The organism is Winogradskyella sp. HB-48 (genome assembly GCF_049942685.1).
Lineage (GTDB): Bacteria > Bacteroidota > Bacteroidia > Flavobacteriales > Flavobacteriaceae > Winogradskyella.
Map to the genome: position 1 here is coordinate 1,467,304 of NZ_CP187934.1, position 21,847 is coordinate 1,489,150.

Below are 21,847 nucleotides of genomic sequence, written 5' to 3' on the forward strand. Positions count from 1 at the left end.
AAATTTTAGTTCATTAGTGTGACACAGAAAAGTACAAAAAGTAACTTAAATTCTGCATAAAATTTCCGAGGCTTTTATTAAGGTTTCGTTGGTTTTGGCAAAACAGAAACGAAGTACTTTGTCATCCTTGCCATTTTCATTAAAAACCGAAAGCGGAATACTGGCAATTTTAAATTCCTTGGTTAATCGCTTGGCAAAATCCACATCGTGCTCGTCGGTAATTTCAGAATAATCTAACACCTGAAAATACGTGCCTTTTGATGGTGTGAATTTAAATCGAGATTCAGCTATTAAATTCAAAAATAAATCTCGTTTTTGCTGAAAAAAATTGCTCAAACCAAGATAGGTTTCGGCATCTGCCATATAATCTGCTATACCTTTTTGCATTGGATGATTTACAGAAAACACATTAAACTGATGTACTTTTCTAAATTCGTCCATTAAATATTCTGGTGCACAGCAATACCCAATTTTCCAACCTGTATTATGAAACGTTTTTCCAAAGGAAGCGGTAATAAAACTACGTGCTTTTAAATCTGGAAACTTACAAATGCTATGATGTTGTTCGCCATCAAAAACAATATGCTTGTACACTTCATCACTCAGCACAATAATATTAGTGTCTTTTGTTAATTTTTCAAGGTGACGCATATCGTCTTCAGACCAAATTGTACCACTAGGATTGTGAGGTGTATTGATGATTATCATCTTCGTTTTAGATGATATTTTTGAAGCGACTTCGTCCCAATTTACGCTATAATCAGGTGCAGAAAGTTGAATGGCAATTGTCTTTCCGCCATTAACTTCAATAGCAGGTTGGTAGCAATCGTAAGCAGGTTTAAAAATTAGAACTTCATCATTTGGCTTTACAAATGCCGAAATGATAGTGTAAATAGCCTGAGTTGCACCAGCGGTGACCGTGATTTCAGTATCTGGATGATAACCTGTATTGTAAAGTTGTTGAAATTTATTCGCAATTGCTAAGCGCAAATCTAAATTACCAGCCATTGGTGCGTATTGGTTGTAGCCGCTATTCATAGCATTGGCAACGAGGTCGTTTAATTGTTGTGAGCTTGGATAATTTGGGAAACCTTGAGATAAGTTTAAGGCTTTATATTCGTTGGCCAAAGCACTCATTACCGTAAAAATGGTAGTGCCTACATTGAGTAGTTTAGATTGATGTGTTACCATAATATAGCTTTATATTCTATAAGTTTTAAAGATATAAAATGTGGATTTTCTATCTTTACAAAATCAATAAAATATATACTATGCGATTAATAAAATTACTCTGTTTTTTCGTTTTGTTTCAGGTGTCTGCCCAGCAAGGAGGCATGTGGATTCCCTCACTTTTAGAAGGTATGAACGAAGAAGAAATGCAAAGCCTTGGAAGTAAGCTAACAGCTAAAGATATTTACGATGTTAACAATTCTAGTCTTAAGGACGCTATTGGTCATTTTAATGGTGGTTGTACCAGCGAAGTGATTTCAGACAAAGGTTTGGTGCTTACCAATCATCACTGTGGATTTAGCCAGATTCAGTCGCATTCGTCTTTAGAAAACGATTACATAAAAAATGGATTTTGGGCAATGTCGCTGGACGAAGAACTACCAAATGAAGGTTTGTTTATTGAGTTTATTGTGAGCATTCACGATGTTACAGATACCGTTTTAAATGGTGTAAACGATGCTATGACCGAAAAGGAAAAACAATCTTTAATCACAAGAAACAGTAATGCTGCCATGGCATCTTGGTCAAAAGAAGCGTGGCAAGACGTTAAAACAAAGTCGTTTTACGAAGGCAATCAGTACTTCTTATTTGTAACTGAGCGTTTTGAAGACATAAGATTGGTTGGTGCGCCACCAAGCAGCATTGGTAAGTTTGGTAGCGATACAGATAACTGGGTGTTTCCAAGACATACAGGTGATTTTTCTATGTTTAGAATATATGCTGATAAGAATAACAGACCAGCAAAATACAGTAAAAACAATGTGCCTTACAAGCCAAAGCACTATCTGCCTGTGTCTTTAGATGGTGTAGAAGAAGGCGATTTTACAATGGTTTTTGGCTTTCCTGGTCGTACCAATGAGTATTTGCCAGCTGTAGCCATTGAGCATATCACTAAGGAATTCAATCCAACAAATATCGAAATTAGAGAAGCGGCTTTAAAAGTGATTGATGCCAAGATGAAAGCCAGCGATGAGGTGCGTATTAAGTATGCGTCAAAGCAAGCCAGAATTGCAAACGCCTGGAAAAAGTGGATTGGTGAAAACTTAGGAATTCAAAAGAGTGATGCTGTGGCTAAGCGTCGTGAATTTGAAGCAACTTTTAAGAAAGCATTGAAGGAAAATGGACTAGAAGCAAAGTATAGTCATATTTTACCAGAATTTGATAAACTATATAAAGATTTTGCAGACATCAATATAAAGCGAAGAAATTTTATTGAAGTCTTTTTGGTAACAAGTGAGCTGATGCAAATGACCTTTAGAGCCTATCAGGTTGAACAAGCGCTTTTAGCAAATCCTGAAAGTTTAGAACGCGCTAAAACCAGTTTAAAAGGCACTTTTGAAGGCATTCTTAAAAACTTTGATGCTGAGGTTGACAAAGGTATGTACCTAAATGTAATGCCGTTGTATGGAAAACCAGTTGATGCTTCAATCTATGAAAAAACAGCGTTTACCAATTTAGATTCGGCTTTAAAATTATTAGATGGCGATGCCGAAACTGTGATTAAAAACTTAAATAATGATGCAGCCTATGCCTACGCAAAGCCAATTATTGAAGAATTTTTTAATGGTATCGATCCAGAATTTCAACAAAAAAATGAAGTCATATCTGCACTGCAAACCGAGTATATGACAGCTTTGATGAAAGCCTTACCAAACGAGCGTTATTTCCCAGATGCCAACAGTACGTTGCGTGTTACTTATGGCCAAGTTAGAGGGTATTCGCCAAGAGATGCCGTGTATTATGAGCCTGTAAGCCACTTAAAAGGGGTTATGGAAAAGTATGTGCCAGGTGATTATGAGTTTGATGTACCCCAAAAGCTAATCGACCTTTATGAAGCCAAGGATTATGGTCAATATGCGGATAAAAACGGAAATATGCCTGTTTGCTTTTTAGGAACCAATCACACCACAGGTGGAAACTCTGGGAGTCCAGCTATTGATGCCGAAGGAAACTTAGTAGGTTTAAATTTTGATCGTGTTTGGGAAGGCACCATGAGCGATATGAATTATGACCCAGACATTTGCCGAAACATTATGGTAGATTTACGTTACGTGCTTTTTATCGTCGATAAATATGCTGGCGCAAAGCACTTGATTGATGAGATGAAACTAGTGCATCCTAAAAAGTAAGTAGTAAATAACTAGTAGTAGGTAATTAAAAAAAGATTGTAGACCTGCAAAGGTTTTAAAACCTTGTAGGTCTTTTTATTCCTTCTTATCAGTGTATTTTTCCAAATCCAGATACATCATCACATCATTGATACACGTTTTAAGATTGTCCTTTACCTCGTGAACCCAAAACCGAAAAACGGTAAAATCCATTTCCCTTAATTGTTGATTGACTTCTCTATCGCGCTGCATATTCCGTTCTATTTTTGGAATCCAAAAGTCGCGATTGGTTTTTAACTTGGCTTTACGGTCATCCCAATTGTAACCATGCCAAAATTCACCATCAATAAAAATAGCCAATTTGTACTTTTTAATGCTAACGTCTGGTCTACCAGGAATTTGTTTGCTATCGACTCTGTACCTTACGCCTTCTTTCCAAAGTGCTTTTCTAAACAACAATTCTGGTTTGGTATTCTTCCCACGAATTTTGCTCATAATCTTGGAGCGTTTTTTCGTAGTGTAGAAACCAGATGCTTCGTTGAATCTTGGGACTTTTATTTTGTCTTCGGAATAGTTCATCTAAACATTAAGATACAAAATTTTAATATGAGTAATTCGTCAGTTCGAGTGAAATTCTTGTAAAGAATTTTGTATCGAGAACTTATTAAGTTTTTACTTCTCGATAGTTCTGCTGAGCTTGTCTCAGTGCAATTTACTTTTGCCTCACAAATCACTCGAAGTCACGAATAAAAAAATCCCAAACATTTCGGCTTGGGATTTAATTTTTAGTATTTGAAATTTGAGATTCCTGCTTTCGCAGGAAGTCTTAGTATCTATAATGCTCAGGTTTAAAAGGACCTTTAACTTCTACACCAATATACTTGGCTTGATCTGGTTTTAACTCTGTAAGCTCAACACCAATTTTTTCTAAGTGTAAAGCTGCTACTTTTTCATCTAAATGCTTCGGTAGCATATAAACCTTGTTTTCATACTTATCAGAATGCTTCCAAAGTTCTATTTGCGCTAAGGTTTGGTTGGTAAACGAGTTACTCATTACAAAACTTGGATGACCAGTGGCGCAGCCTAAGTTTACTAAACGTCCTTCGGCCAAAATAATGATATCGTTACCATCGATAGTGTACTTATCTACTTGCGGTTTAATAGTGTCTTTAGTATGACCATAGTTTTGGTTTAACCAAGCCATTTGTATTTCATTATCAAAATGGCCAATGTTACATACTATGGTTTTGTCTTTCATGGCTTTAAAGTGCTCTGCACGTACTATGTCTTTGTTTCCTGTTGTTGTAATGACTATATCTGCATTACCAACTACTGTTTCTAGTTTCTTCACTTCAAAACCGTCCATAGCCGCTTGTAAGGCACAGATAGGGTCAATCTCAGTAACCGTTACAATACTTCCTGCACCTTTAAAAGAGGCAGCAGTACCTTTACCAACATCACCGTAACCGCAAACCACAACACGTTTACCTGCCAACATCACGTCAGTTGCACGACGAATGGCATCTACTGCACTTTCGCGACAACCATATTTGTTATCAAATTTAGATTTTGTTACCGAGTCGTTTACGTTAATGGCAGGCATTGGTAATGTTCCGTTTTTAACACGCTCATACAAACGGTGTACACCAGTTGTAGTTTCTTCAGATAAACCTTTAATACCAGAAGCTAATTCTGGGTATTTATCTAAAACCATGTTGGTTAAATCTCCACCATCATCCAAAATCATGTTTAATGGCTTACGGTCTTCGCCAAAGAATAAGGTTTGCTCTATACACCAGTCAAACTCTTCTTCGGTCATATCTTTCCAAGCATAAACCGAAGTGCCAGCAGCAGCAATAGCAGCAGCAGCTTGATCCTGGGTAGAGAAAATGTTACAAGAACTCCAAGTAACCTCGGCACCTAAAGCTTGTAGCGTCTCAATTAGAACAGCGGTTTGAATGGTCATGTGCAAACAACCTGCAATACGTGCACCTTTTAACGGTTGCTCGTTTTTGTATTCTTCGCGCAGACTCATTAAGCCTGGCATTTCGGCTTCTGCTAATTCAATTTCTTTTCTTCCCCAAGCCGCTAGCGACATGTCTTTTACTTTGTTTGGTACGTAAGGAATTGTTTTTGTACTCATATTCTTTTTTCTCAGATTTTTAAAATGATTCTTGCCTTTGGGTTTAGCATTGAATTAGTTAAATTCGCTTACCAATAAAGTGCACAACCTCTCTAAGGCTGCGCAAAGATAATCAATAGGTTTTACAATATTAAATGCCACTGTACAAATCCATTAGCGTAAACTCACAAACTACTGTTAAAATATGGAAGATTGAAGAATCGTATTCCGATTTACTCCAGCCATTAGACTTAAAACCACAAAGTCTTGAGCGTGTGTTAGGCATGAAAAGCGAACTGCATCAACGAGGTTTTTTAAGTGTAAGACATCTGCTTCGTGAGTTTGGCTATACCGATCAGGATTTGTTTTATGATGACAACGGTAAACCGCATCTTAAAGACGGAAAACACATTTCAATAACACATAGTTTTACCTTTTCGGGAGTCATTGTTAGTGATAAGGAAGTGGGAATAGATATTGAAATGCAACGCGATAAAATCGCCATCATTGCCCATAAGTTTGTAGACTATGAGTTTAATTATTTAGATAAATCTGCTGAAGATTACATTAATAAACTTACCGTGATTTGGGGAATTAAAGAGTCACTTTACAAATTGTTTGCTACACCTGGCATGTTGTTTAGAGAACACTTCTTAGTTATTCCGTTTACAGTAGAAGAAGGTTCAACGGTAGCTTGGATAGATTATCAAGGGAAGAAGTTCAGGTACAATACTGCTTTCTTAGAGTTTGAGGGTTTTACTTGCGCTTACGTTGTTCCTTAGTTTATGGATATTTATTATCACATAAAAAAGTCTATAGCAGAAGGCAAAAGGTTGCTAGCTGTTCTAATCGATCCAGATAAAATGGCACTAGATAAGGTTGAAGGTGTGGTAACAAAGATCAACCAATCCATAGTAACACATATTTTTATTGGTGGGAGTGAAGTGGATGAAGGTGTTACTGAAACCATTGTAAAGGCAGTTAAGCAAAATACGAAGCTGCCTATAGTATTATTTCCAGGTGATGTAACTCAAATCACAAATGAAGCTGATGGTATTCTCTTTTTGTCTTTAATTTCAGGAAGAAATCCCGATTACCTCATAGGTAAACATGTTGAAGCGGTTTCAAGATTATCTAAAACACAACTGGAGGTGCTTCCAACAGGATACATTCTTATTGAAAACCTGCCTGCCGGCAGGCAAGGCGGAAAGCAAACAGCTGTAGAACGTGTAAGTAAAACGGAACCATTAGCTAGAAACAACGTTCAGCATATTGTAGATACAGTCAAAGCAGGAGAACTTTTAGGGATGCAATTAATCTATCTTGAAGCTGGCAGCGGAGCAACTCATCCAATTGAGCCTGAAATTATTTCTGCAGTAAAAGACACCTTAAATATTCCTCTTATTGTTGGTGGAGGTATTAGGAATAAGCAGCAAACAGAAGCTGCCTACGAAGCTGGAGCAGATCTTGTTGTTATTGGTACAGCCTTTGAAAATAATCCTCATTTTTTTGAGCACATAAACTAATAATCATGCAAATATCAGTAGATTTAACTTTATCACCGTTACAAGACGATTACGAGGACCATATCATTGATTTTATTAAAGTCTTAAGAGCTTCAAAGTTCAAAGTGTTAGAAAACCCATTAAGTACGCAGATTTTTGGTGAGATTAATGAACTTATGTCTTTTCTTACGGAGGCTATTGAAACATCTTTTGAAAACACGGATGTAAGTGTGTTGACGATGAAGGTGATAAAAACAAACAGAAGCAATTATGAACCACATTTTTGATTTTTTTCTTGATGCCTATCAAAATACACCAACCAATCAAATAGTATTAGAAGCAATTGCTTTTGTGTTTGGTATAGCAAGTGTTTGGTATGCAAAAAAGGAAAACATACTTGTTTATCCAACAGGGATTATCTGTACTGTTATTACGGTCTATTTATTGTATATCAATAAATACTTGGGAGATATGATGATGAATTTTTATTATTCAATAATGAGTATTTATGGATGGTGGAATTGGTCTCGCAAGAAAGGTGATAAATACATCGTACCCATATCTAGAACAAACACCAAAGAGAAGCAAATAGGCATAGGGCTATTTTTACTAACAATGCTTATTACTTATTTGGTTTATAAGGGTTTTGATTACGAGTTGGAAATACCTAATTACATTGATATAGTGACTTCAGGAATATTTTTTACGGCAATGTGGTATATGGCGATCAAAAAGCTTGAGAATTGGGCGTTGTGGATTATTGGGGATCTCATCACAATTCCATTATACGCATACAGAGGTTTAGGAATGTTATCGTTACAATATCTTATCTTTACAGTATTGGCAATTCAAGGTTATATCGCATGGAAGAAGCACTTAAACAACAACCATCAAACTGTATAAAGGTCGTTTTGTTTGGACCAGAATCTACGGGTAAAACAACCCTGTCAAGACAGTTGGCCCGACACTATAACTCAGTTTGGGTTCCAGAATATGCCAGAGAATATCTTCAAAATAAATGGAATAACGAACGAAAAACCTGTGGGACTGAAGATTTAATACCAATTGCCATTGGTCAAATAAAATTAGAGAACGAATTGGCGCAAAAAACAGACTCTGTACTCATTTGTGATACGGATATACTTGAAACTAAGGTTTATAGCGAAGCATACTATTCAGGTACATGTGACCCGATTTTAGAGACATATGCTCTAAAAAATTCGTATGACCTCTATTTTTTGACTTATATTGACACGCCTTGGGAAAAAGACGACTTAAGAGACAAACCCAATGAAAGAGAACGAATGTTCAAAGCATTTGAAAATGCCCTTATAAAATACAACAGACCATATGTGCTTTTAAAAGGAAATAAAGAGGAGCGTTTAAAAATAGCTGTTGAACATATTGATAACCTACTTAACCATAAAAAATGAGTTTCACTGAAAACGACATTAAACAAATCAAGGCTAAAGGCCTAACTTTACCACAGGTAGAGTCCCAAATAGAATTGTTTAAAACCGGAATCCCTTTTACCAATATTGCAGCAGCAGCTACTATTGGTAATGGTATTCTAGATTTATCCGAACAACAAAAGGAAGAAGCCATTTCACATTTTGAAAGTAATAAAAAGGGCTTGGCACTTTTAAAGTTTGTACCTGCCTCCGGTGCTGCTACACGAATGTTTAAATTTCTATTTAAGTTTTTAAAAGAATACGACCCTAAAAAGGAGTCTTTAAATGCATACATCAACAAGAATGATTCTATGGATTTGGCTTTCTTTTTGGTGGGTTTAGAGAAGTTTCCTTTTTATGAACAGATTTTAGAACGCTTACAACAAAAGGGTATAGATTTCAAAAGTTTATCGACCCAAGATAAAGCAGTGCATTTTGTGCAAATAATGCTTGATGAAGATGAATTGAATTTTGGAAACTCGCCTAAAGGGTTACTTCCATTTCATAGGTATAAAAACGGTTACATTTCTACAGCATTTGAGGAGCACCTATATGAAGCGGCTCTTTATGCTTCAGATGATAAGAAGGCAGAGCTCCATTTTACAATCTCAGAAAGCTATAGAGATAAATTCACAGAAGAGTTTAGACGCATCGAAGAGTACGTGGAAGAAAACACAGGCGTATCTTTTAATATTTCATTTTCATATCAGCAAGAGTCTACAGATACTATAGCAGTTACACCAAAGGACCTTCCTTTTAGAGACGATGATGATAGGTTGCTTTTTAGACCATCTGGACATGGTGCGCTTTTAAAAAACTTAAATGCATTAGACGCAGATGTTATATTTATTAAGAATATAGATAATGTTGTTGTAAAAAAGTATAAGGATGAAGTTGCTAAGTATAAAAAAGTACTTGCTGGAATTCTACTCAAGCTACAATCAAAAGCTTTTGATTGTCTTAAGATTTTGGATAATGATACTATTTCAGATAAGGAATTTGAGGATATTGAAATCTTTTTAACCAATGAAATGTGCATTAAAATTTCTGGTGAATACAAGAAATATTTGGATAAATATAAGATTGAATACCTAAAGGAAAAATTAAATAGGCCAATTCGTATTTGTGGAATAGTAAAAAATGAAGGTGAGCCAGGTGGTGGGCCTTTTTGGGTAAGGGATATGTATGGTAACTTATCTTTGCAAATAGTTGAATCTGCTCAGATAAATCTAAAGAATAAAAATCAGAAAGACATACTTACCAACGCAACGCATTTTAATCCTGTTGATTTAGTGTGTGGTGTTAAAAACTACAAAGGAGAAAAATTTGACTTAGAAGATTTTGTTGACCATAACACTGCATTCATTACTGCAAAAACAAAGTCAGGAAAAGATCTCAAAGCATTAGAATTACCTGGACTTTGGAATGGTAGTATGGCACATTGGAACACTATTTTTGTGGAAGTACCAATAATAACATTCAACCCAGTGAAAACAGTTAACGATTTATTGAAGGCACCACATCAAATAGACTAATTGTGGATGTCGAAGCCTTAAAATCTGAATTAACTTATAAAGCTGTCCGAAGCTCTGGTAGTGGAGGACAGCATGTTAATAAAGTAGCTTCAAAAGTAGTGCTCTATTTTAATCTTGAAGCTTCGGCACAATTTACAGACGAAGAAAAAATACGCTTGGCAATGTTTTTTCAAAACAGATTAAACAAACAAGGTGTTTTAATCTTAGATTCTAGCGAAAGCCGAAGCCAGTTTAGAAACAAAGCTTTGGTCACTCAAAAGTTTTTAGATCTAATTGTTGAAGGCTTAAAAGAAGAAAAGGAGAGAAAACAAACCAAAGTGCCCAATGCTGTAAAACGAAAGCGCCTCGAAACCAAACGTAAAACTGCTGAGAAAAAAGCCAATAGAAAACCACCTAAAATCGATTAGTTGAAAAGCTCGTCACTTCGAGTGATTCTGAAGCATGAAGAATTGTATCGAGAACTTTTAATTATTGCAGTTTTTCATTTGCTAATATTTAAATGTGACATATCTTTGCAGCGTTCTCAAAAAAGGGGTGCCAATAAGTGGCTGAGATCATACCCATTGAACCTAGAACAGGTAATGCTGTTTAGGAAGCGAGCGTTAAGAAAATGTCTGGTAGACATTTTTAGCGAGTGCGATTAGGTCATCAATGTTGGTTTTACTTCTAAGCATTTAATGACGTGAAAATAGCCATTTAATGTTTTAGAACTTTACCAATAAGCATCAAATCTCATTCTAAAACCGCTCAAAAATCAAGTATTAACAAAGAATAATGACCTCTTTTTATTCGATTATAAATTTATAGTCGTATGAAATCTAGTATTCTTAATTTCAAATCTAGTTTTAGATCATTATCAACTAGATTCAGTTTCGTCTTTCAAAATAATATGACCGAAACTAAAAACTTATTCAACAATCTCTTAAAAACAAAACGACAGAGGTTAACAATTTTCATTTTTATTTCATGCCTTTGTTCAGCTTATGGGCAAGAAAAGCGTCAAGACAGTATCAAAACCGAAAAACTGGACGAAGTTTTAGTAAAAGCAGTACGTGTAAAGGAAAAAGCGCCGATTACACATTCTAATGTCACCAAAGAAGAGATTGCAAAACGTAATTTAGGGCAAGACATACCTGTCTTGTTAAACTTTTTACCATCTGTAGTCACTACTACTGACGCAGGTGCTGGCATAGGTTATACAGGTATTAGAGTAAGAGGCGTAAGTCCGCAATCTACCAATGTAACTATTAATGGTATACCATATAATGATGCCGAATCCTTAGGGACGTTTTGGGTTAACTTGGGTGATATTGCATCGTCTATAGAAAGTCTGCAGTTGCAGCGTGGTGTTGGTACATCAACCAACGGTTCGGGTGCCTTTGGGGCAAGTATTAATGTGCTTACAGATGCTGTTGCAAAGGATGCTTATGGCGAAATTTCAAATTCCTTCGGTAGCTTTAATACTAGAAAACATACTATAAAATTTAGTACAGGACTCATGAATGACCACTTTGAAATTGCGGGTCGTTTGTCTAATATTTCTTCAGATGGATATATTGATAGAGCTTCTGCCGACTTAAAATCTTATTTTTTACAAGGTGCATATGTAGATGACAATACCTTGATTAAAGCGATTGTTTTTGGTGGTAATGAAGTAACGTACCAAGCTTGGTATGGTGTCGATGCCGAAACTTTAGCAAACGATAGGACTTTCAATTTTGCCGGAATATATACCGATGATGACGGTAATACCCAATTTTATGATAATGAAGTGGATAATTACAGACAAGACCATTATCAGTTGCATTGGAATCAGCGTTACAACAACAATTGGTCAACAACTTTGGGCTTAAATTATACCTACGGTCGTGGTTATTTTGAACAATTTAGGGAGGATGACGACTTTTCAACCTATGGTTTTGAAGAATTAAACGTTAATGGTGAGACGGTAAATACTACAGATTTGATTCGTCGTCGTTGGTTAGATAATGATTTCTATGTTGTTAATGCAACAGCAAGCTATAAAGATGCCAATATTGATTTAATTTTTGGTGGTTCTTTTAGTCATTATGATGGAGACCATTTTGGTGAGGTCATTTGGGCAGAATTTGCAAGCCAGTCAGAGATACGAGACACATACTATGATGGCAATGGAAAGAAAAATGATTTCTCAACATTTACCAAAGCAAATTACAGATTAAATGATAAGATTCAATTATATGCCGATCTGCAAGTAAGAAATGTTAATTACGAAACATCTGGTATCAACTCTAATTTAACGTTGTTTAATGTAGATGAGAATTATACATTTTTTAATCCAAAAGCGGGTTTAACCTATCAAGTGGATCCAAATAATGATTTGTATTTTTCCTATGCTAGAGCCAATAGAGAACCAACGCGAGACGAATTTGAAAATGACTCAAACATTGAACCTGAACAACTCAATGATTTTGAATTAGGGTGGAGACATAAAAAAGGCAACTTTAGTTTTAATGCCAACGGTTTTGCTATGCTGTACAATCAGCAATTAGTGCTTACAGGAGAGATTAATGATGTTGGTGCTCAATTGAGACGAAATAGTGGTGAAAGTTACCGATTGGGATTAGAGTTGGAAGCTATAATTCCTGTAGCATCAAAATTAACATTACAACCAAATATGACATTAAGTACCAACAAGAATAGGGAAACCATTGTGTCTCTAAATGGTGAGTTAATAAATTTAGGTAAAACAGACATAGCTTTTTCACCAGAAATAGTTGCTGCCAATGCTATTGTATTTCAACCAGTAAAGAGCTTACAAATATCTTTATTAAGTAAGTATGTTGGTGAACAATTCATGGGCAATACAGAAAACCCTGAATCAAAATTGGATAGCTTTTTTGTCAATGACTTTAATGTTACCTATAAGATAGAAACCGACTCATTTTTTAAATCGATAGTTTTTACAGGTTTAGTGAACAACATTTTTAACGAAAAATATGTGTCCAATGGATATTTTGGATCATTTGATTTTGAAGATCCAAACAGCCCAACAGGTATTTCCACAGGCTTTTTCTCTGGCTTTTACCCACAAGCCACCACTAATTTTTTGGTTGGTATGACCTTGAATTTTTAATTAGAAACCAAATACTGCCCATTACCCAAATCATCAACCCTGTATGGCTGAAGCGTGCAGGGTTGTGTGTTTCCATCCAACCCAACACCTGTAGATAAACTGTATTGATTGGCATCATCGCAACCACATACAACAATATCTCCAGTACCAGAATCTGTTAATGTAGAGCAAGCAGCAGGCGCATGGCTTGGATCAGCAGCATCCCAAGCATATAGCGTAGAGGAATTTAAACGCCACAACCAAACACCATTATTACCTTGGTTAGCAACATATACTCCATTGCCATTAAATTGCAGCTGATTAAACTGCGGTAAATTAGTGTTTACTGTTAGGTTTACACCAGCATCAAATAAGAAGTTACAGTTACTATTAATATTGTCATCGCTACCACACGATATTACTATTAATGAGAGAATTATGATCAGTTTTTTCATCTTAAATTTTGAGGCTCAATTTACAATTATTTAAACTATGCCGTAAATATTTTATATATTTGCACAGTAATCTCGTTGACGCGAGATTTTTTTATGCTGAATCGTTCCATTGAGCTTGTCGAAATGTTACTTCAGCATCTTTTATTAAAACGAATGAATTATGAGTAAAGTATCTTATTACACAGCAGAAGGATTAAAAAAATTAAGAGAAGAATTAAATCATCTTAAAGACGTAGAACGCCCAAAAGCATCACAAGCTATAGCAGATGCTAGAGATAAAGGTGATTTGAGTGAAAATGCTGAGTACGATGCAGCTAAAGAAGCGCAAGGCATGTTAGAGATGAAAATTTCTAAGATGGAAGAAACTTTGGCAAACGCTCGTGTTATTGATGAATCTCAGCTAGACACTTCAAAGGTATTAGCCTTATCTAAGGTAAAGATAAAAAACCAAACCAACGGTATGGAAATGACCTATACTTTAGTGGCTGAAAGTGAAGCTGATTTGGCCTCCGGAAAGATATCAGTAAACTCACCAATAGGGAAAGGCCTACTTGGTAAGTCTGTAGGTGATGTTGCAGAAATTAAAGTGCCAAATGGTATATTGAAGTTTGATATTTTAGAGATATCCAGGTAGCAAATTTCTGCGAAGTCAGAAACCCTAGAATTATAAGATTTATAAAAAGATTCCTTAATCAAGGAATCTTTTTATATTTATAGAGTATTGAAAAACTCTAACAATGGCCACACTCTTTACAAAAATTATAAACGGAGAGATTCCGTCTTACAAAGTTGCAGAAACAGAAGATTTCTATGCGTTTTTAGATATTAATCCTAACTCAAAAGGCCACACGCTTTGTATACCTAAAAAAGAGGTTGATAAAATTTTTGACTTAGACGAAGCCACTTACATGGATTTAATGCAGTTTTCAAGACGTGTAGCTTTAGCGATAGAAAAGGTAATTCCTTGCCAACGTGTAGGTATGACCGTTATTGGTCTGGAGGTTCCGCATGTACATGTGCACTTAATACCACTCCACACTATGGAAAATGCACGTTTTACCCATAAAGAAAAATTAACTTCAGAAGAATTTGAAGCTATAGCCAAAAAGATAGCTGCAAGTTTTAATTAAAAAGAAATCATACCTGTTGCAAACAAGATTACTGCTGTTACAATCAGCAAATCAAAAAAGATAAATGCCCAAGCTAGTGGTTTTAACTTTATCGATTTTGGCCTAAGCTGTACCGCACGTTGTTGGTATTCTACAACACGTTCTATATCGTCTGTCCACCGTACCGGAAAAATTGTAGTGCTACAATTATAACAGTGCATTAGATGAGAAGTTTCAGAAGTTATGGCTTTATAAAAGATATTTTCGACAAACTTTTGTTTAAAGGTAATTTCCAAACCATCATTAGAGTAACATTCTGGGCAATTATTACTCAGTCTGGCTTCTTTTAGCGTAAAGTATTTTGATGAACCCATACTCAAATTTATAATATTTTTTCAAATCATTTACTATGAATTGTTTAAGCAGAAGTTTGTGTTCAGTAATTTTTTTTAGCCTAAATAGTCTTTAAGGTAATTTGTATAGTTGTGCCTTTACCAATTTCAGATTGAATAACTTTTATTTTTCCTTTATGGTAATCTTCAATGATACGTTTGGCTAACGATAAGCCAAGTCCCCAACCACGCTTTTTTGTGGTATAGCCAGGTTCAAAAATTTTAGTAAAAAATTGTTTCGGTATGCCTTTACCTGTATCTGAAATACTAATAAATACTTGTTTTTCAATTTGAGAGATGCTTAGTTTTAAGTTGCCTTTACCTTTCATGGCATCAATGGCATTTTTTACTAAGTTTTCAATTGTCCAGCTATATAATTGGGCATTAAGACTTACAGGAATTTGAGTGTCAGGATGTTCTATTTCAAAATTGATGAGTTTTGAAGATCTAGACTTTAAATATTCATAAGACGATATGGTTACAGCGACTAAATCTAAAGTTTCCAAAGTTGGAGCAGAACCAATTTTACTGAAACGATCTGTGATTGTTTGCAAACGATCTATGTCTTTTTCAATTTCGGCAATATATTCAGGTTTTACATTTTCGGTTTTCAAAATTTCTGTCCAACCTACCAAAGAAGAAAGCGGAGTACCAATTTGGTGTGCTGTTTCTTTTGCCATTCCTGTCCAGAGTTTATTTTGTTCAGCGGTTTTGGTACTTTTGTAAAAGAAGTAAACAACAGAAGCGAACAGCAAAATAATTAGCAGCAAAGCCAATGGATAGTAGCCTATTTTTTTTAGGAGAGGTGAATTCCCATAGTAAATAGTTTGATATACTTCATCTTTAACTATAACTTCAATGGGTTCATTTTCGTTTGAAAATTTATTAATTAGGTAACTAATATATGCTGGATCTTTAAGTTTTTCTTCATCTAAATTAATAGAATTATAGCCACCATTTTTATCAATAACCAACATAGGTGTACTAGTTGTAGTTTCGGTGAGCACATGTGTGGTTACTGGATCTACATCTTCATCTAAGTTTTCATAAACACTCCTTAATAAATTATTTTGAGCTACAGACCAAGTTTTAATTTTTACGCGTTCTTCGGCTTTAAACTTTTGAAAGAAGGAATAAGTATTCCAGAGAATAAGTGAGATGATAATAAAGGATGAGGCTATAATAACCCAACGGATGACATTACGATTTGAGCTAATGGTCATTAGTTATTGCAATTTCTTTTTAAATATAATGTAAAACTGTTAATAATATTGTTTAGATACAACAGTAAAACATTTTTATCAGCGAAGCAATATAATTATCTTTGCTGAAAATCAGCGAGCTACATGATTTCATTCAATCCGAAAGACCTTTCCACAGGCAGATTACACGGTTATTTGCTGAGTGCGGTAGCGCCCAGACCCATAGCGTTTGCTAGTACTATAGACAAAGAGGGTAATCCTAATTTGTCACCTTTTAGTTTCTTCAATGTATTTAGCGCAAATCCACCAATATTGATTTTTTCACCAGCACGACGAGTTAGAGATAACACGACTAAGCATACCTTAGATAATGTTGAAGAGGTTAACGAAGTGGTGATTAATGTGGTAAATTATGATATCGTGCACCAAATGTCATTGAGTAGTACCGAATATCCACAAGGTGTAAATGAGTTTGAAAAAGCAGGTTTAAGCATGTTGCCTTCAGATGAAGTAAAACCATTTAGGGTTGCAGAATCTCCAATTCAAATGGAATGCAAGGTTAATGAGATTGTAAAATTAGGAACAGAAAGCGGAGCAGGAAATTTAGTGATTTGTGAAGTTGTAAAACTCCATATTTCTGAAGAAGTGATGAACGACGATAATACCATAAATCAAGAAGCTTTAGATTTAGTTGCAAGAGCAGGAGGTAGTTATTATAGTAGAGCCAAAAGCGGATTTTTTGAAATTCCCAAGCCTCTTCAAACTATGGGAATAGGTGTCGATAACTTACCTGACCATGTTAGAAATAGTATGATTTTAACTGGGAATAATTTAGGGATGCTGGCTAACGTTGACAAGCTGCCAACAAAAGACGAGGTTAAGCAATTTGTAAATGATATTAGTGAACGTTATCCTAACTTAAAAACAGCAACTCATAGAGAAAAACATAAGCTGGCAAGAAATTATTTAAGCTACGGAGATGTAGAAAGTGCATGGAAGTTATTACTTTCGTAAACTCAATTAATATAGAAGGAAAATAAAATTAGATTAAGCAAAAATGGAAGTACAAGGACGTATTAAGGTAATTGGTGAGACCCAAACTTTTGGAAGTAATGGATTTAGAAAAAGAGAAGTTGTAGTAACAACAGAAGAGCAATATCCACAACACCTTATGATAGAGTTTATTCAGGACAAAACAGATTTATTAGATAACTACCAAGCAGGTCAGCAGGTTAAAGTAAGTATTAACCTAAGAGGCCGTGAGTGGGTAAACCCACAAGGTGAAACTAAATATTTTAATTCTATTCAAGGTTGGAGAATTGAAGCTATACAAACTGATGTGCCAACTGGCGACATGCCCCCTGTACCACCAACTGAAGCATTTGAGCCTGTAAGTGATTTAAATGAAGACGATCATGATGATTTACCTTTCTAGTCTAAAAAAGGTGAAATAAAATTATAAAGACTTGTTTTAATTTAAAACAAGTCTTTTTTTATTTTTAATAAAAAAGTCCCAATGGTTAATTGGGACTTAGTATTGTGGTTTTAGGTTTTGACCTTCACAAACAAACTTAAAAAAAAGCAATGATGAACAAAAAATTTATTTAATGAAGATCAGGTCAAATATCAATAAAATTCTTATACTATCAAAACCAAGCCCTTTATTTAACAGTAAAAATCGCTAAAAAGCTTAACTAATGCACTTTTTAACTGAAAAAATAGTATTTCCAGATGTATCTGAAGCCACGTCTGAAGGCCTGTTAGCCGTAGGAGGCGACTTGTCTTCGGAGCGCTTGATTCATGCATATTCTAATGGAATATTTCCTTGGTTTGAAGCTGAAGACTCCTTACTATGGTGGTCGCCAGATCCAAGGTTTGTATTATTCCCTAATGATTTAAAGATCTCTAAAAGCATGAAGCAGATTTTAAGGAAAAATACTTTTAAGGTAACTGTCAATAAAGATTTTAAAGCGGTAATTGTTGAATGTGCATTGGCAAAACGAGAAGGGCAAGATGGTACTTGGATAACTGATGAGATGGTAAAAGCATATATTAAACTGCACAAATTAGGATATGCAAAATCTATTGAGGTATGGCAAAATAATGTGTTACTTGGTGGGCTTTATGGAGTAGATTTAGGTAACAAAGTGTTTTGTGGCGAAAGTATGTTTGCTAAAGTTAGCAATGCCAGCAAAGTTGGTTTTATAACATTTGTGCAAAACTCTAATTACAATTTAATAGATTGCCAGATTCATACAAAGCATCTTGAAAGTCTTGGGGCAAAACATATTTCTAGAACGGAATTTTTAAAATTCCTTTAAATTTTAAGAACTGCAGAGGTTAAGAGAAATAGTTTTTGCTCTGTATCAAGGTTAAAGGCTTCAAATCTATATTCCAAGCCAAATTGAAGTTTGAGTGCCTCAGAAATTAAACATCCTATTTGGGTAGTTACTCTATAGCCGAGTTCTGGTTTTAGTTTTCTGCTATGACTAATAAGCGCTTCCATAGAGTTGACTAAATAGGCTTCACCAATATCCAGTTTCGTACCGTTAAGTGGAAAATCTATTGCAAATCGATAGCGTGATCTGAGTATGGTCAGATTTTCAAAAAAGCGTTGTTCTAAACGTACCCGATGCCCAAAACGCATAGCCTCGTGTCTTTGAGTATTATTGAATTGTTGGGTTAATCTTAGTTCGTTACTTTCTCCGTCTATGGATGCTCTTAAACGGTATTGTAACCCTAAACTTAAGGAATGATTATAATCCAAGCCAAATGTTGAAAAGTGAATAAAATCCAATTGCCGGTTTTCAAAATTTATGGCTTCATCTTGGTAGAGATAGTAACGTGAGTTTATAGCAAAATTAATTGTATAATTATTTACGACATTAGTGTTTATGGCAAAACTAGTCTCTCCCAGACTTTCAAAATCAGACTGGGCATTTAAAAGGTTTAATCCTGTAAATAATACGAGGTATATGAAAGGGTTTTTAATATAAGACATGATCGTATGACCCAGGATTTAATATTCTAAAGTCCATAATTTCACCAGTATGGTTAAAGGTAAACTCTCGTATATGATGATTAGCGTCTGATTTAACCTCAGCAATAATTTCAAAATTAGGAGATACTTTCGATGTATTGTCCAATACATCATTTATGAAATTTGTATCGTCTAATTCTGAAGGTTTTACAAACTGCTCTTGTACTTTTATAAACCTATATTTTGAAAAGGAAGCCTTAAAGTAATTGCTAATATTACCTCTTACGCTGTCATTTAAGTTTTTAAACTTAGTGAGTACTTCTATATCTTCAATTCTTCCATCGTTGTAAAACTCTAGGCTATAATATTTTCTTTCATATTTAAATTTCACCTCAAAACTATAAGTTTCCCCATCCGTTTCTTTGTAGAATTTTAAACGCTTACAGTCTTCAGGTAGGTTATTTACAACCGCAATAGCAGCTTCTGGAAATTCTGATTGAGATATACGCTCTTCCTTTTCATTTTTAGTTTGACTAAAAACGTATTGGCAAATAAACATTAAAACGAGGAGTGTTTTTATCTTCATTTTTTAAATTTCATTATATCTAAAACAAAAGACTTCATGGTCGTTTACCATACCTGTGGCTTGCATATGGGCGTATATAACCGTGGAACCAACAAATTTAAATCCACGCTTTTTTAAATCAACACTAATTTTATCGCTTAACGCTGTCTTTGCAGGTGCGTCTTTATAACTTTCAATATTGTTTTTTATAGGTTTTCCGCCTACAAAATCCCAAATGTATTTTGAAAAAGTACCAAACTCATCTTGTGTTTTCATAAAGGCTTGAGCATTGGTAACAGTGGCATTTACTTTCAATTTATTTCTAATAATACCTTCATTTTGAAGTAGAGTTTCAATCTTATCTTGCTTGTATTTTGCAATTTTTTTGTAGTTGAAATTATCAAAAGCTTTTCTAAAATTTTCGCGCTTCCGTAAAACAGTAATCCAGCTCAGACCAGCCTGAAAGGTTTCAAGAATTAAAAATTCAAAAATGGTAGCATCATCATAAACAGGAACTCCCCATTCTTGGTCATGGTAGGCTTCGTAAAGGGGGTCGCCAACACACCAGCCACATCTATGTTTTGTCATTTGTAAGTTTTGTAATTTTATCCTACTAAGGTAACAAGTGTCACATAATTTATGGACAATCAAAGCTATTTTTGTTCGATGAATTTGAAAATAGCATTTCAATAGTTAACCCAAAAGCGATGGAAATTTTAGAAAATACAATGATTACAGATATTATAAAGGATAGTTTAAACAAATCTATGAGCTATGATGAGTACAGAACCTTAGTCACAGCACTTGTAGAGCAGCAATCCACAACTGGTAATGATAAATCTGAGACATTTGTTAATTATACAGTTTTGAATGACAGACGCATGAAACGTTGGGATAAGACCGTAAAATTATCTGACTCGGCAATTGAAATCATAAAATACTTTAGTGAAAAAGTAACTTGGCTGGTTTTAACTGAAAGTTGGTGCGGTGATGCTGCGCATATTTTACCTGTAATTAATAAGGTGGCTGAGCAAAACGCTAATATAGATTTTAGAGTTGTGCTTAGAGATGACAACGAACACTTAATGAATGCGTTTTTAACCAATGGTGGTAGGGCGATACCAAAGCTAATTATGATATATAATGAGACCTTAGAAGTAATAAATACCTTTGGGCCAAGGCCAACTATTGCCACGGAAATGGTAGATATTTATAAAACCTTACATGGTCAATTAACGCCAGAGTTTAAAGAAGATTTACAACGTTGGTATAACAAAGATAAAGGCCAATCTACAATAGCAGATTTGTTAGGCATTCTGGCTTAATTCTTTCCTCTAAATAAAAAAGTAATTGTACCAATTTGTTTGCTTTTATTAGAAGTATCAAACTGAACTTCTTGGGCATATTCTAAAGCACGATTAATTAAGCACTCGTTACTCGAGTTTGAAGAACCATTTATTTCAGCAGTAGTTACCTTGCCATTTCCATTGACCACTATATTCACTATAATTTTGCCACCTTTTTCACATAAATAGCGTGGTATATCATAATATTGCATCGTCCGACCCACTAGAGAATAGGTAAGCGTACTTTTGGTCTTAGCGTGTTCGTCTGCTATTTTTTTGTTTTCAAGACGCTTATTTAATTCCTCCTGAAGTTTTTTATAAGATTCGGTTTCTTTAGGATTTAAAGCGTAAGCATTGCCACTGGCATAGGTTTGATTAATGCTTGTTTCTTCTGAAACTTCACTGGTTTTGGCATCTTCTAAAGCTTTTGTGGTACGCTCAAAATCATTGGCGCTTACGGTCTTAAAATTACGCATCATTTCTTTGTATTCCTCATCTTCATTAAAAGCTTTATTGGTTGATTTACCATCTAAAGCATCCAACAGTTCCTCTTTTTCTTCGGGAGTTTCCGGTTCTGGTAAAAGCTCGTAATAGCTTTCGGTAATAAGCTTACCTTGTTGTTTTAACTGAATACTGAACATAGCTAATACCACAGTTCCCGAAATGAGAAAAGTAATAATACCAGCCTTGTATTCTTCTATAAACTTCAATCGTTTAGATTATATTATTCTGTGTAGATATACGAATATAATC

25 protein-coding genes are annotated in these 21,847 nt (G+C 34.9%); 15 read left to right on the plus strand and 10 right to left on the minus strand.

Annotated elements, in window-relative coordinates; genetic code table 11:
- Nucleotides 1-45: 45 nt before the first annotated feature.
- On the minus strand, nucleotides 46-1,191 hold the full coding sequence (locus ACPX19_RS06485; protein ID WP_426432215.1) for a methionine aminotransferase: 1,146 nt from the start codon (nucleotides 1,189-1,191) through the stop codon (nucleotides 46-48).
- A gap of 80 nt (nucleotides 1,192-1,271) precedes the next feature.
- Between ACPX19_RS06485 and ACPX19_RS06490 the strand changes: the two genes are divergently transcribed.
- The gene (locus tag ACPX19_RS06490; protein ID WP_426432216.1) at nucleotides 1,272-3,359 is read left to right on the plus strand and encodes a S46 family peptidase; all 2,088 of its coding nucleotides are present in this window, start codon (nucleotides 1,272-1,274) and stop codon (nucleotides 3,357-3,359) included.
- 75 nt (nucleotides 3,360-3,434) lie between these two features.
- Here the strand turns inward: ACPX19_RS06490 and ACPX19_RS06495 are convergent, their stop codons facing one another.
- Together ACPX19_RS06495 and ahcY are read right to left on the minus strand one after the other, a co-directional pair.
- On the minus strand, nucleotides 3,435-3,917 hold the full coding sequence (locus ACPX19_RS06495) for a very short patch repair endonuclease (protein WP_426432217.1): 483 nt from the start codon (nucleotides 3,915-3,917) through the stop codon (nucleotides 3,435-3,437).
- Between the two features lie 247 nt (nucleotides 3,918-4,164).
- A complete protein-coding gene (gene ahcY / locus ACPX19_RS06500; protein ID WP_426432219.1) occupies nucleotides 4,165-5,481 on the minus strand; it encodes an adenosylhomocysteinase in 1,317 nt (438 codons plus the stop codon).
- A gap of 134 nt (nucleotides 5,482-5,615) precedes the next feature.
- Here ahcY and ACPX19_RS06505 point away from each other — a divergent pair, with 134 nt between their 5' ends.
- The 8 genes from ACPX19_RS06505 (at nucleotide 5,616) to ACPX19_RS06540 (ending at nucleotide 13,066) form a co-directional block, all read left to right on the plus strand.
- The gene (locus tag ACPX19_RS06505; RefSeq protein ID WP_426432221.1) at nucleotides 5,616-6,242 is read left to right on the plus strand and encodes a 4'-phosphopantetheinyl transferase family protein; all 627 of its coding nucleotides are present in this window, start codon (nucleotides 5,616-5,618) and stop codon (nucleotides 6,240-6,242) included.
- A 3-nt stretch (nucleotides 6,243-6,245) separates the two neighbouring features.
- Nucleotides 6,246-6,986, plus strand: coding sequence for a geranylgeranylglyceryl/heptaprenylglyceryl phosphate synthase (locus tag ACPX19_RS06510; protein ID WP_426432222.1), 741 nt, complete (start codon nucleotides 6,246-6,248; stop codon nucleotides 6,984-6,986).
- 5 nt (nucleotides 6,987-6,991) lie between these two features.
- A complete protein-coding gene (locus ACPX19_RS06515) occupies nucleotides 6,992-7,252 on the plus strand; it encodes a YkoF family thiamine/hydroxymethylpyrimidine-binding protein (protein WP_426432223.1) in 261 nt (86 codons plus the stop codon).
- Nucleotides 7,236-7,868 carry a nicotinamide riboside transporter PnuC gene (gene pnuC, locus ACPX19_RS06520; RefSeq protein WP_426432225.1) on the plus strand — a complete coding sequence of 211 codons (633 nt, stop codon included), beginning with the start codon at nucleotides 7,236-7,238 and terminating at the stop codon, nucleotides 7,866-7,868. The genes ACPX19_RS06515 and pnuC overlap by 17 nt, the downstream gene beginning before the upstream one ends.
- The gene (locus ACPX19_RS06525) at nucleotides 7,829-8,398 is read left to right on the plus strand and encodes an AAA family ATPase (RefSeq protein WP_426432226.1); all 570 of its coding nucleotides are present in this window, start codon (nucleotides 7,829-7,831) and stop codon (nucleotides 8,396-8,398) included. The genes pnuC and ACPX19_RS06525 overlap by 40 nt, the downstream gene beginning before the upstream one ends.
- On the plus strand, nucleotides 8,395-9,951 hold the full coding sequence (locus ACPX19_RS06530) for a DUF4301 family protein (protein WP_426432227.1): 1,557 nt from the start codon (nucleotides 8,395-8,397) through the stop codon (nucleotides 9,949-9,951). The genes ACPX19_RS06525 and ACPX19_RS06530 overlap by 4 nt, the downstream gene beginning before the upstream one ends.
- Before the next feature lie 2 nt (nucleotides 9,952-9,953).
- Nucleotides 9,954-10,358 (plus strand): alternative ribosome rescue aminoacyl-tRNA hydrolase ArfB, encoded by a 405-nt coding sequence (gene arfB / locus ACPX19_RS06535; protein WP_426432229.1) that lies wholly within the window; start codon nucleotides 9,954-9,956, stop codon nucleotides 10,356-10,358.
- A gap of 482 nt (nucleotides 10,359-10,840) precedes the next feature.
- Entirely contained in the window at nucleotides 10,841-13,066 is a 2,226-nt protein-coding gene (locus ACPX19_RS06540) for a TonB-dependent receptor (RefSeq protein ID WP_426432230.1), read from the plus strand.
- Here ACPX19_RS06540 and ACPX19_RS06545 read toward each other — a convergent pair.
- Nucleotides 13,063-13,500 (minus strand): hypothetical protein, encoded by a 438-nt coding sequence (locus ACPX19_RS06545; protein ID WP_426432231.1) that lies wholly within the window; start codon nucleotides 13,498-13,500, stop codon nucleotides 13,063-13,065. The two genes, ACPX19_RS06540 and ACPX19_RS06545, sit on opposite strands and share 4 nt — an antisense overlap.
- Nucleotides 13,501-13,660: 160 nt before the next feature.
- On the opposite strand from ACPX19_RS06545, the gene greA reads away from it, so the two are divergent.
- On the plus strand, nucleotides 13,661-14,134 hold the full coding sequence (gene greA / locus ACPX19_RS06550; protein WP_426432232.1) for a transcription elongation factor GreA: 474 nt from the start codon (nucleotides 13,661-13,663) through the stop codon (nucleotides 14,132-14,134).
- A gap of 103 nt (nucleotides 14,135-14,237) precedes the next feature.
- A complete protein-coding gene (locus ACPX19_RS06555; RefSeq protein ID WP_426432233.1) occupies nucleotides 14,238-14,630 on the plus strand; it encodes an HIT family protein in 393 nt (130 codons plus the stop codon).
- Here ACPX19_RS06555 and ACPX19_RS06560 read toward each other — a convergent pair.
- Both ACPX19_RS06560 and ACPX19_RS06565 read right to left on the minus strand, forming a co-directional pair.
- Nucleotides 14,627-14,983 (minus strand): hypothetical protein, encoded by a 357-nt coding sequence (locus ACPX19_RS06560; protein WP_426432234.1) that lies wholly within the window; start codon nucleotides 14,981-14,983, stop codon nucleotides 14,627-14,629. The genes ACPX19_RS06555 and ACPX19_RS06560 overlap by 4 nt on opposite strands.
- Before the next feature lie 80 nt (nucleotides 14,984-15,063).
- Nucleotides 15,064-16,224, minus strand: a complete 1,161-nt coding sequence (locus tag ACPX19_RS06565) for a sensor histidine kinase (protein WP_426432235.1) — start codon at nucleotides 16,222-16,224, stop codon at nucleotides 15,064-15,066.
- Between the two features lie 123 nt (nucleotides 16,225-16,347).
- On the opposite strand from ACPX19_RS06565, the gene ACPX19_RS06570 reads away from it, so the two are divergent.
- From ACPX19_RS06570 to aat, 3 genes are all read left to right on the plus strand, one after another.
- A complete protein-coding gene (locus ACPX19_RS06570) occupies nucleotides 16,348-17,217 on the plus strand; it encodes a flavin reductase family protein (RefSeq protein WP_426432236.1) in 870 nt (289 codons plus the stop codon).
- 43 nt (nucleotides 17,218-17,260) lie between these two features.
- Complete coding sequence (locus tag ACPX19_RS06575; RefSeq protein ID WP_426432237.1) at nucleotides 17,261-17,638, plus strand: DUF3127 domain-containing protein; 378 nt, start codon at nucleotides 17,261-17,263, stop codon at nucleotides 17,636-17,638.
- Between the two features lie 262 nt (nucleotides 17,639-17,900).
- Nucleotides 17,901-18,524: a leucyl/phenylalanyl-tRNA--protein transferase gene (aat, locus tag ACPX19_RS06580; protein ID WP_426432239.1), complete on the plus strand. Its 624-nt coding sequence runs from the start codon at nucleotides 17,901-17,903 to the stop codon at nucleotides 18,522-18,524.
- Here the strand turns inward: aat and ACPX19_RS06585 are convergent.
- From ACPX19_RS06585 to ACPX19_RS06595, 3 genes are read right to left on the minus strand one after another with little or no spacing between them, the layout of a single operon-like run.
- Nucleotides 18,521-19,204 (minus strand): DUF2490 domain-containing protein, encoded by a 684-nt coding sequence (locus tag ACPX19_RS06585; protein ID WP_426432240.1) that lies wholly within the window; start codon nucleotides 19,202-19,204, stop codon nucleotides 18,521-18,523. The two genes, aat and ACPX19_RS06585, sit on opposite strands and share 4 nt — an antisense overlap.
- Complete coding sequence (locus ACPX19_RS06590; RefSeq protein ID WP_426432242.1) at nucleotides 19,191-19,769, minus strand: hypothetical protein; 579 nt, start codon at nucleotides 19,767-19,769, stop codon at nucleotides 19,191-19,193. The genes ACPX19_RS06585 and ACPX19_RS06590 overlap by 14 nt, the downstream gene beginning before the upstream one ends.
- 3 nt (nucleotides 19,770-19,772) lie before the next feature.
- On the minus strand, nucleotides 19,773-20,336 hold the full coding sequence (locus ACPX19_RS06595) for a DNA-3-methyladenine glycosylase I (RefSeq protein WP_426432243.1): 564 nt from the start codon (nucleotides 20,334-20,336) through the stop codon (nucleotides 19,773-19,775).
- A 119-nt stretch (nucleotides 20,337-20,455) separates the two neighbouring features.
- Here ACPX19_RS06595 and ACPX19_RS06600 point away from each other — a divergent pair, with 119 nt between their 5' ends.
- Nucleotides 20,456-21,073, plus strand: a complete 618-nt coding sequence (locus ACPX19_RS06600; RefSeq protein ID WP_426432245.1) for a thioredoxin family protein — start codon at nucleotides 20,456-20,458, stop codon at nucleotides 21,071-21,073.
- Here ACPX19_RS06600 and ACPX19_RS06605 read toward each other — a convergent pair.
- Nucleotides 21,070-21,804, minus strand: coding sequence for a hypothetical protein (locus tag ACPX19_RS06605; RefSeq protein ID WP_426432246.1), 735 nt, complete (start codon nucleotides 21,802-21,804; stop codon nucleotides 21,070-21,072). The genes ACPX19_RS06600 and ACPX19_RS06605 overlap by 4 nt on opposite strands.
- Nucleotides 21,805-21,847: the final 43 nt, after the last annotated feature.

What these genes read in the sequence shown, in the direction of transcription:
- ACPX19_RS06510 (WP_426432222.1), top strand. Translation starts at nt 6,246, where the DNA reads ATGGATATTTATTATCACATAAAAAAGTCTATAGCAGAAGGCAAAAGG.
- ACPX19_RS06490 (WP_426432216.1), top strand. Translation starts at nt 1,272, where the DNA reads ATGCGATTAATAAAATTACTCTGTTTTTTCGTTTTGTTTCAGGTGTCT.
- ahcY (WP_426432219.1), bottom strand. Translation starts at nt 5,481, where the DNA reads ATGAGTACAAAAACAATTCCTTACGTACCAAACAAAGTAAAAGACATG.
- ACPX19_RS06505 (WP_426432221.1), top strand. Translation starts at nt 5,616, where the DNA reads ATGCCACTGTACAAATCCATTAGCGTAAACTCACAAACTACTGTTAAA.
- ACPX19_RS06565 (WP_426432235.1), bottom strand. Translation starts at nt 16,224, where the DNA reads ATGACCATTAGCTCAAATCGTAATGTCATCCGTTGGGTTATTATAGCC.
- ACPX19_RS06545 (WP_426432231.1), bottom strand. Translation starts at nt 13,500, where the DNA reads ATGAAAAAACTGATCATAATTCTCTCATTAATAGTAATATCGTGTGGT.
- pnuC (WP_426432225.1), top strand. Translation starts at nt 7,236, where the DNA reads ATGAACCACATTTTTGATTTTTTTCTTGATGCCTATCAAAATACACCA.
- ACPX19_RS06530 (WP_426432227.1), top strand. Translation starts at nt 8,395, where the DNA reads ATGAGTTTCACTGAAAACGACATTAAACAAATCAAGGCTAAAGGCCTA.
- ACPX19_RS06515 (WP_426432223.1), top strand. Translation starts at nt 6,992, where the DNA reads ATGCAAATATCAGTAGATTTAACTTTATCACCGTTACAAGACGATTAC.
- ACPX19_RS06485 (WP_426432215.1), bottom strand. Translation starts at nt 1,191, where the DNA reads ATGGTAACACATCAATCTAAACTACTCAATGTAGGCACTACCATTTTT.
- ACPX19_RS06495 (WP_426432217.1), bottom strand. Translation starts at nt 3,917, where the DNA reads ATGAACTATTCCGAAGACAAAATAAAAGTCCCAAGATTCAACGAAGCA.
- greA (WP_426432232.1), top strand. Translation starts at nt 13,661, where the DNA reads ATGAGTAAAGTATCTTATTACACAGCAGAAGGATTAAAAAAATTAAGA.
- ACPX19_RS06590 (WP_426432242.1), bottom strand. Translation starts at nt 19,769, where the DNA reads ATGAAGATAAAAACACTCCTCGTTTTAATGTTTATTTGCCAATACGTT.
- ACPX19_RS06600 (WP_426432245.1), top strand. Translation starts at nt 20,456, where the DNA reads ATGGAAATTTTAGAAAATACAATGATTACAGATATTATAAAGGATAGT.
- ACPX19_RS06570 (WP_426432236.1), top strand. Translation starts at nt 16,348, where the DNA reads ATGATTTCATTCAATCCGAAAGACCTTTCCACAGGCAGATTACACGGT.
- ACPX19_RS06595 (WP_426432243.1), bottom strand. Translation starts at nt 20,336, where the DNA reads ATGACAAAACATAGATGTGGCTGGTGTGTTGGCGACCCCCTTTACGAA.
- aat (WP_426432239.1), top strand. Translation starts at nt 17,901, where the DNA reads ATGCACTTTTTAACTGAAAAAATAGTATTTCCAGATGTATCTGAAGCC.
- ACPX19_RS06585 (WP_426432240.1), bottom strand. Translation starts at nt 19,204, where the DNA reads ATGTCTTATATTAAAAACCCTTTCATATACCTCGTATTATTTACAGGA.
- ACPX19_RS06555 (WP_426432233.1), top strand. Translation starts at nt 14,238, where the DNA reads ATGGCCACACTCTTTACAAAAATTATAAACGGAGAGATTCCGTCTTAC.
- ACPX19_RS06525 (WP_426432226.1), top strand. Translation starts at nt 7,829, where the DNA reads ATGGAAGAAGCACTTAAACAACAACCATCAAACTGTATAAAGGTCGTT.
- ACPX19_RS06560 (WP_426432234.1), bottom strand. Translation starts at nt 14,983, where the DNA reads ATGGGTTCATCAAAATACTTTACGCTAAAAGAAGCCAGACTGAGTAAT.
- ACPX19_RS06540 (WP_426432230.1), top strand. Translation starts at nt 10,841, where the DNA reads ATGACCGAAACTAAAAACTTATTCAACAATCTCTTAAAAACAAAACGA.
- ACPX19_RS06575 (WP_426432237.1), top strand. Translation starts at nt 17,261, where the DNA reads ATGGAAGTACAAGGACGTATTAAGGTAATTGGTGAGACCCAAACTTTT.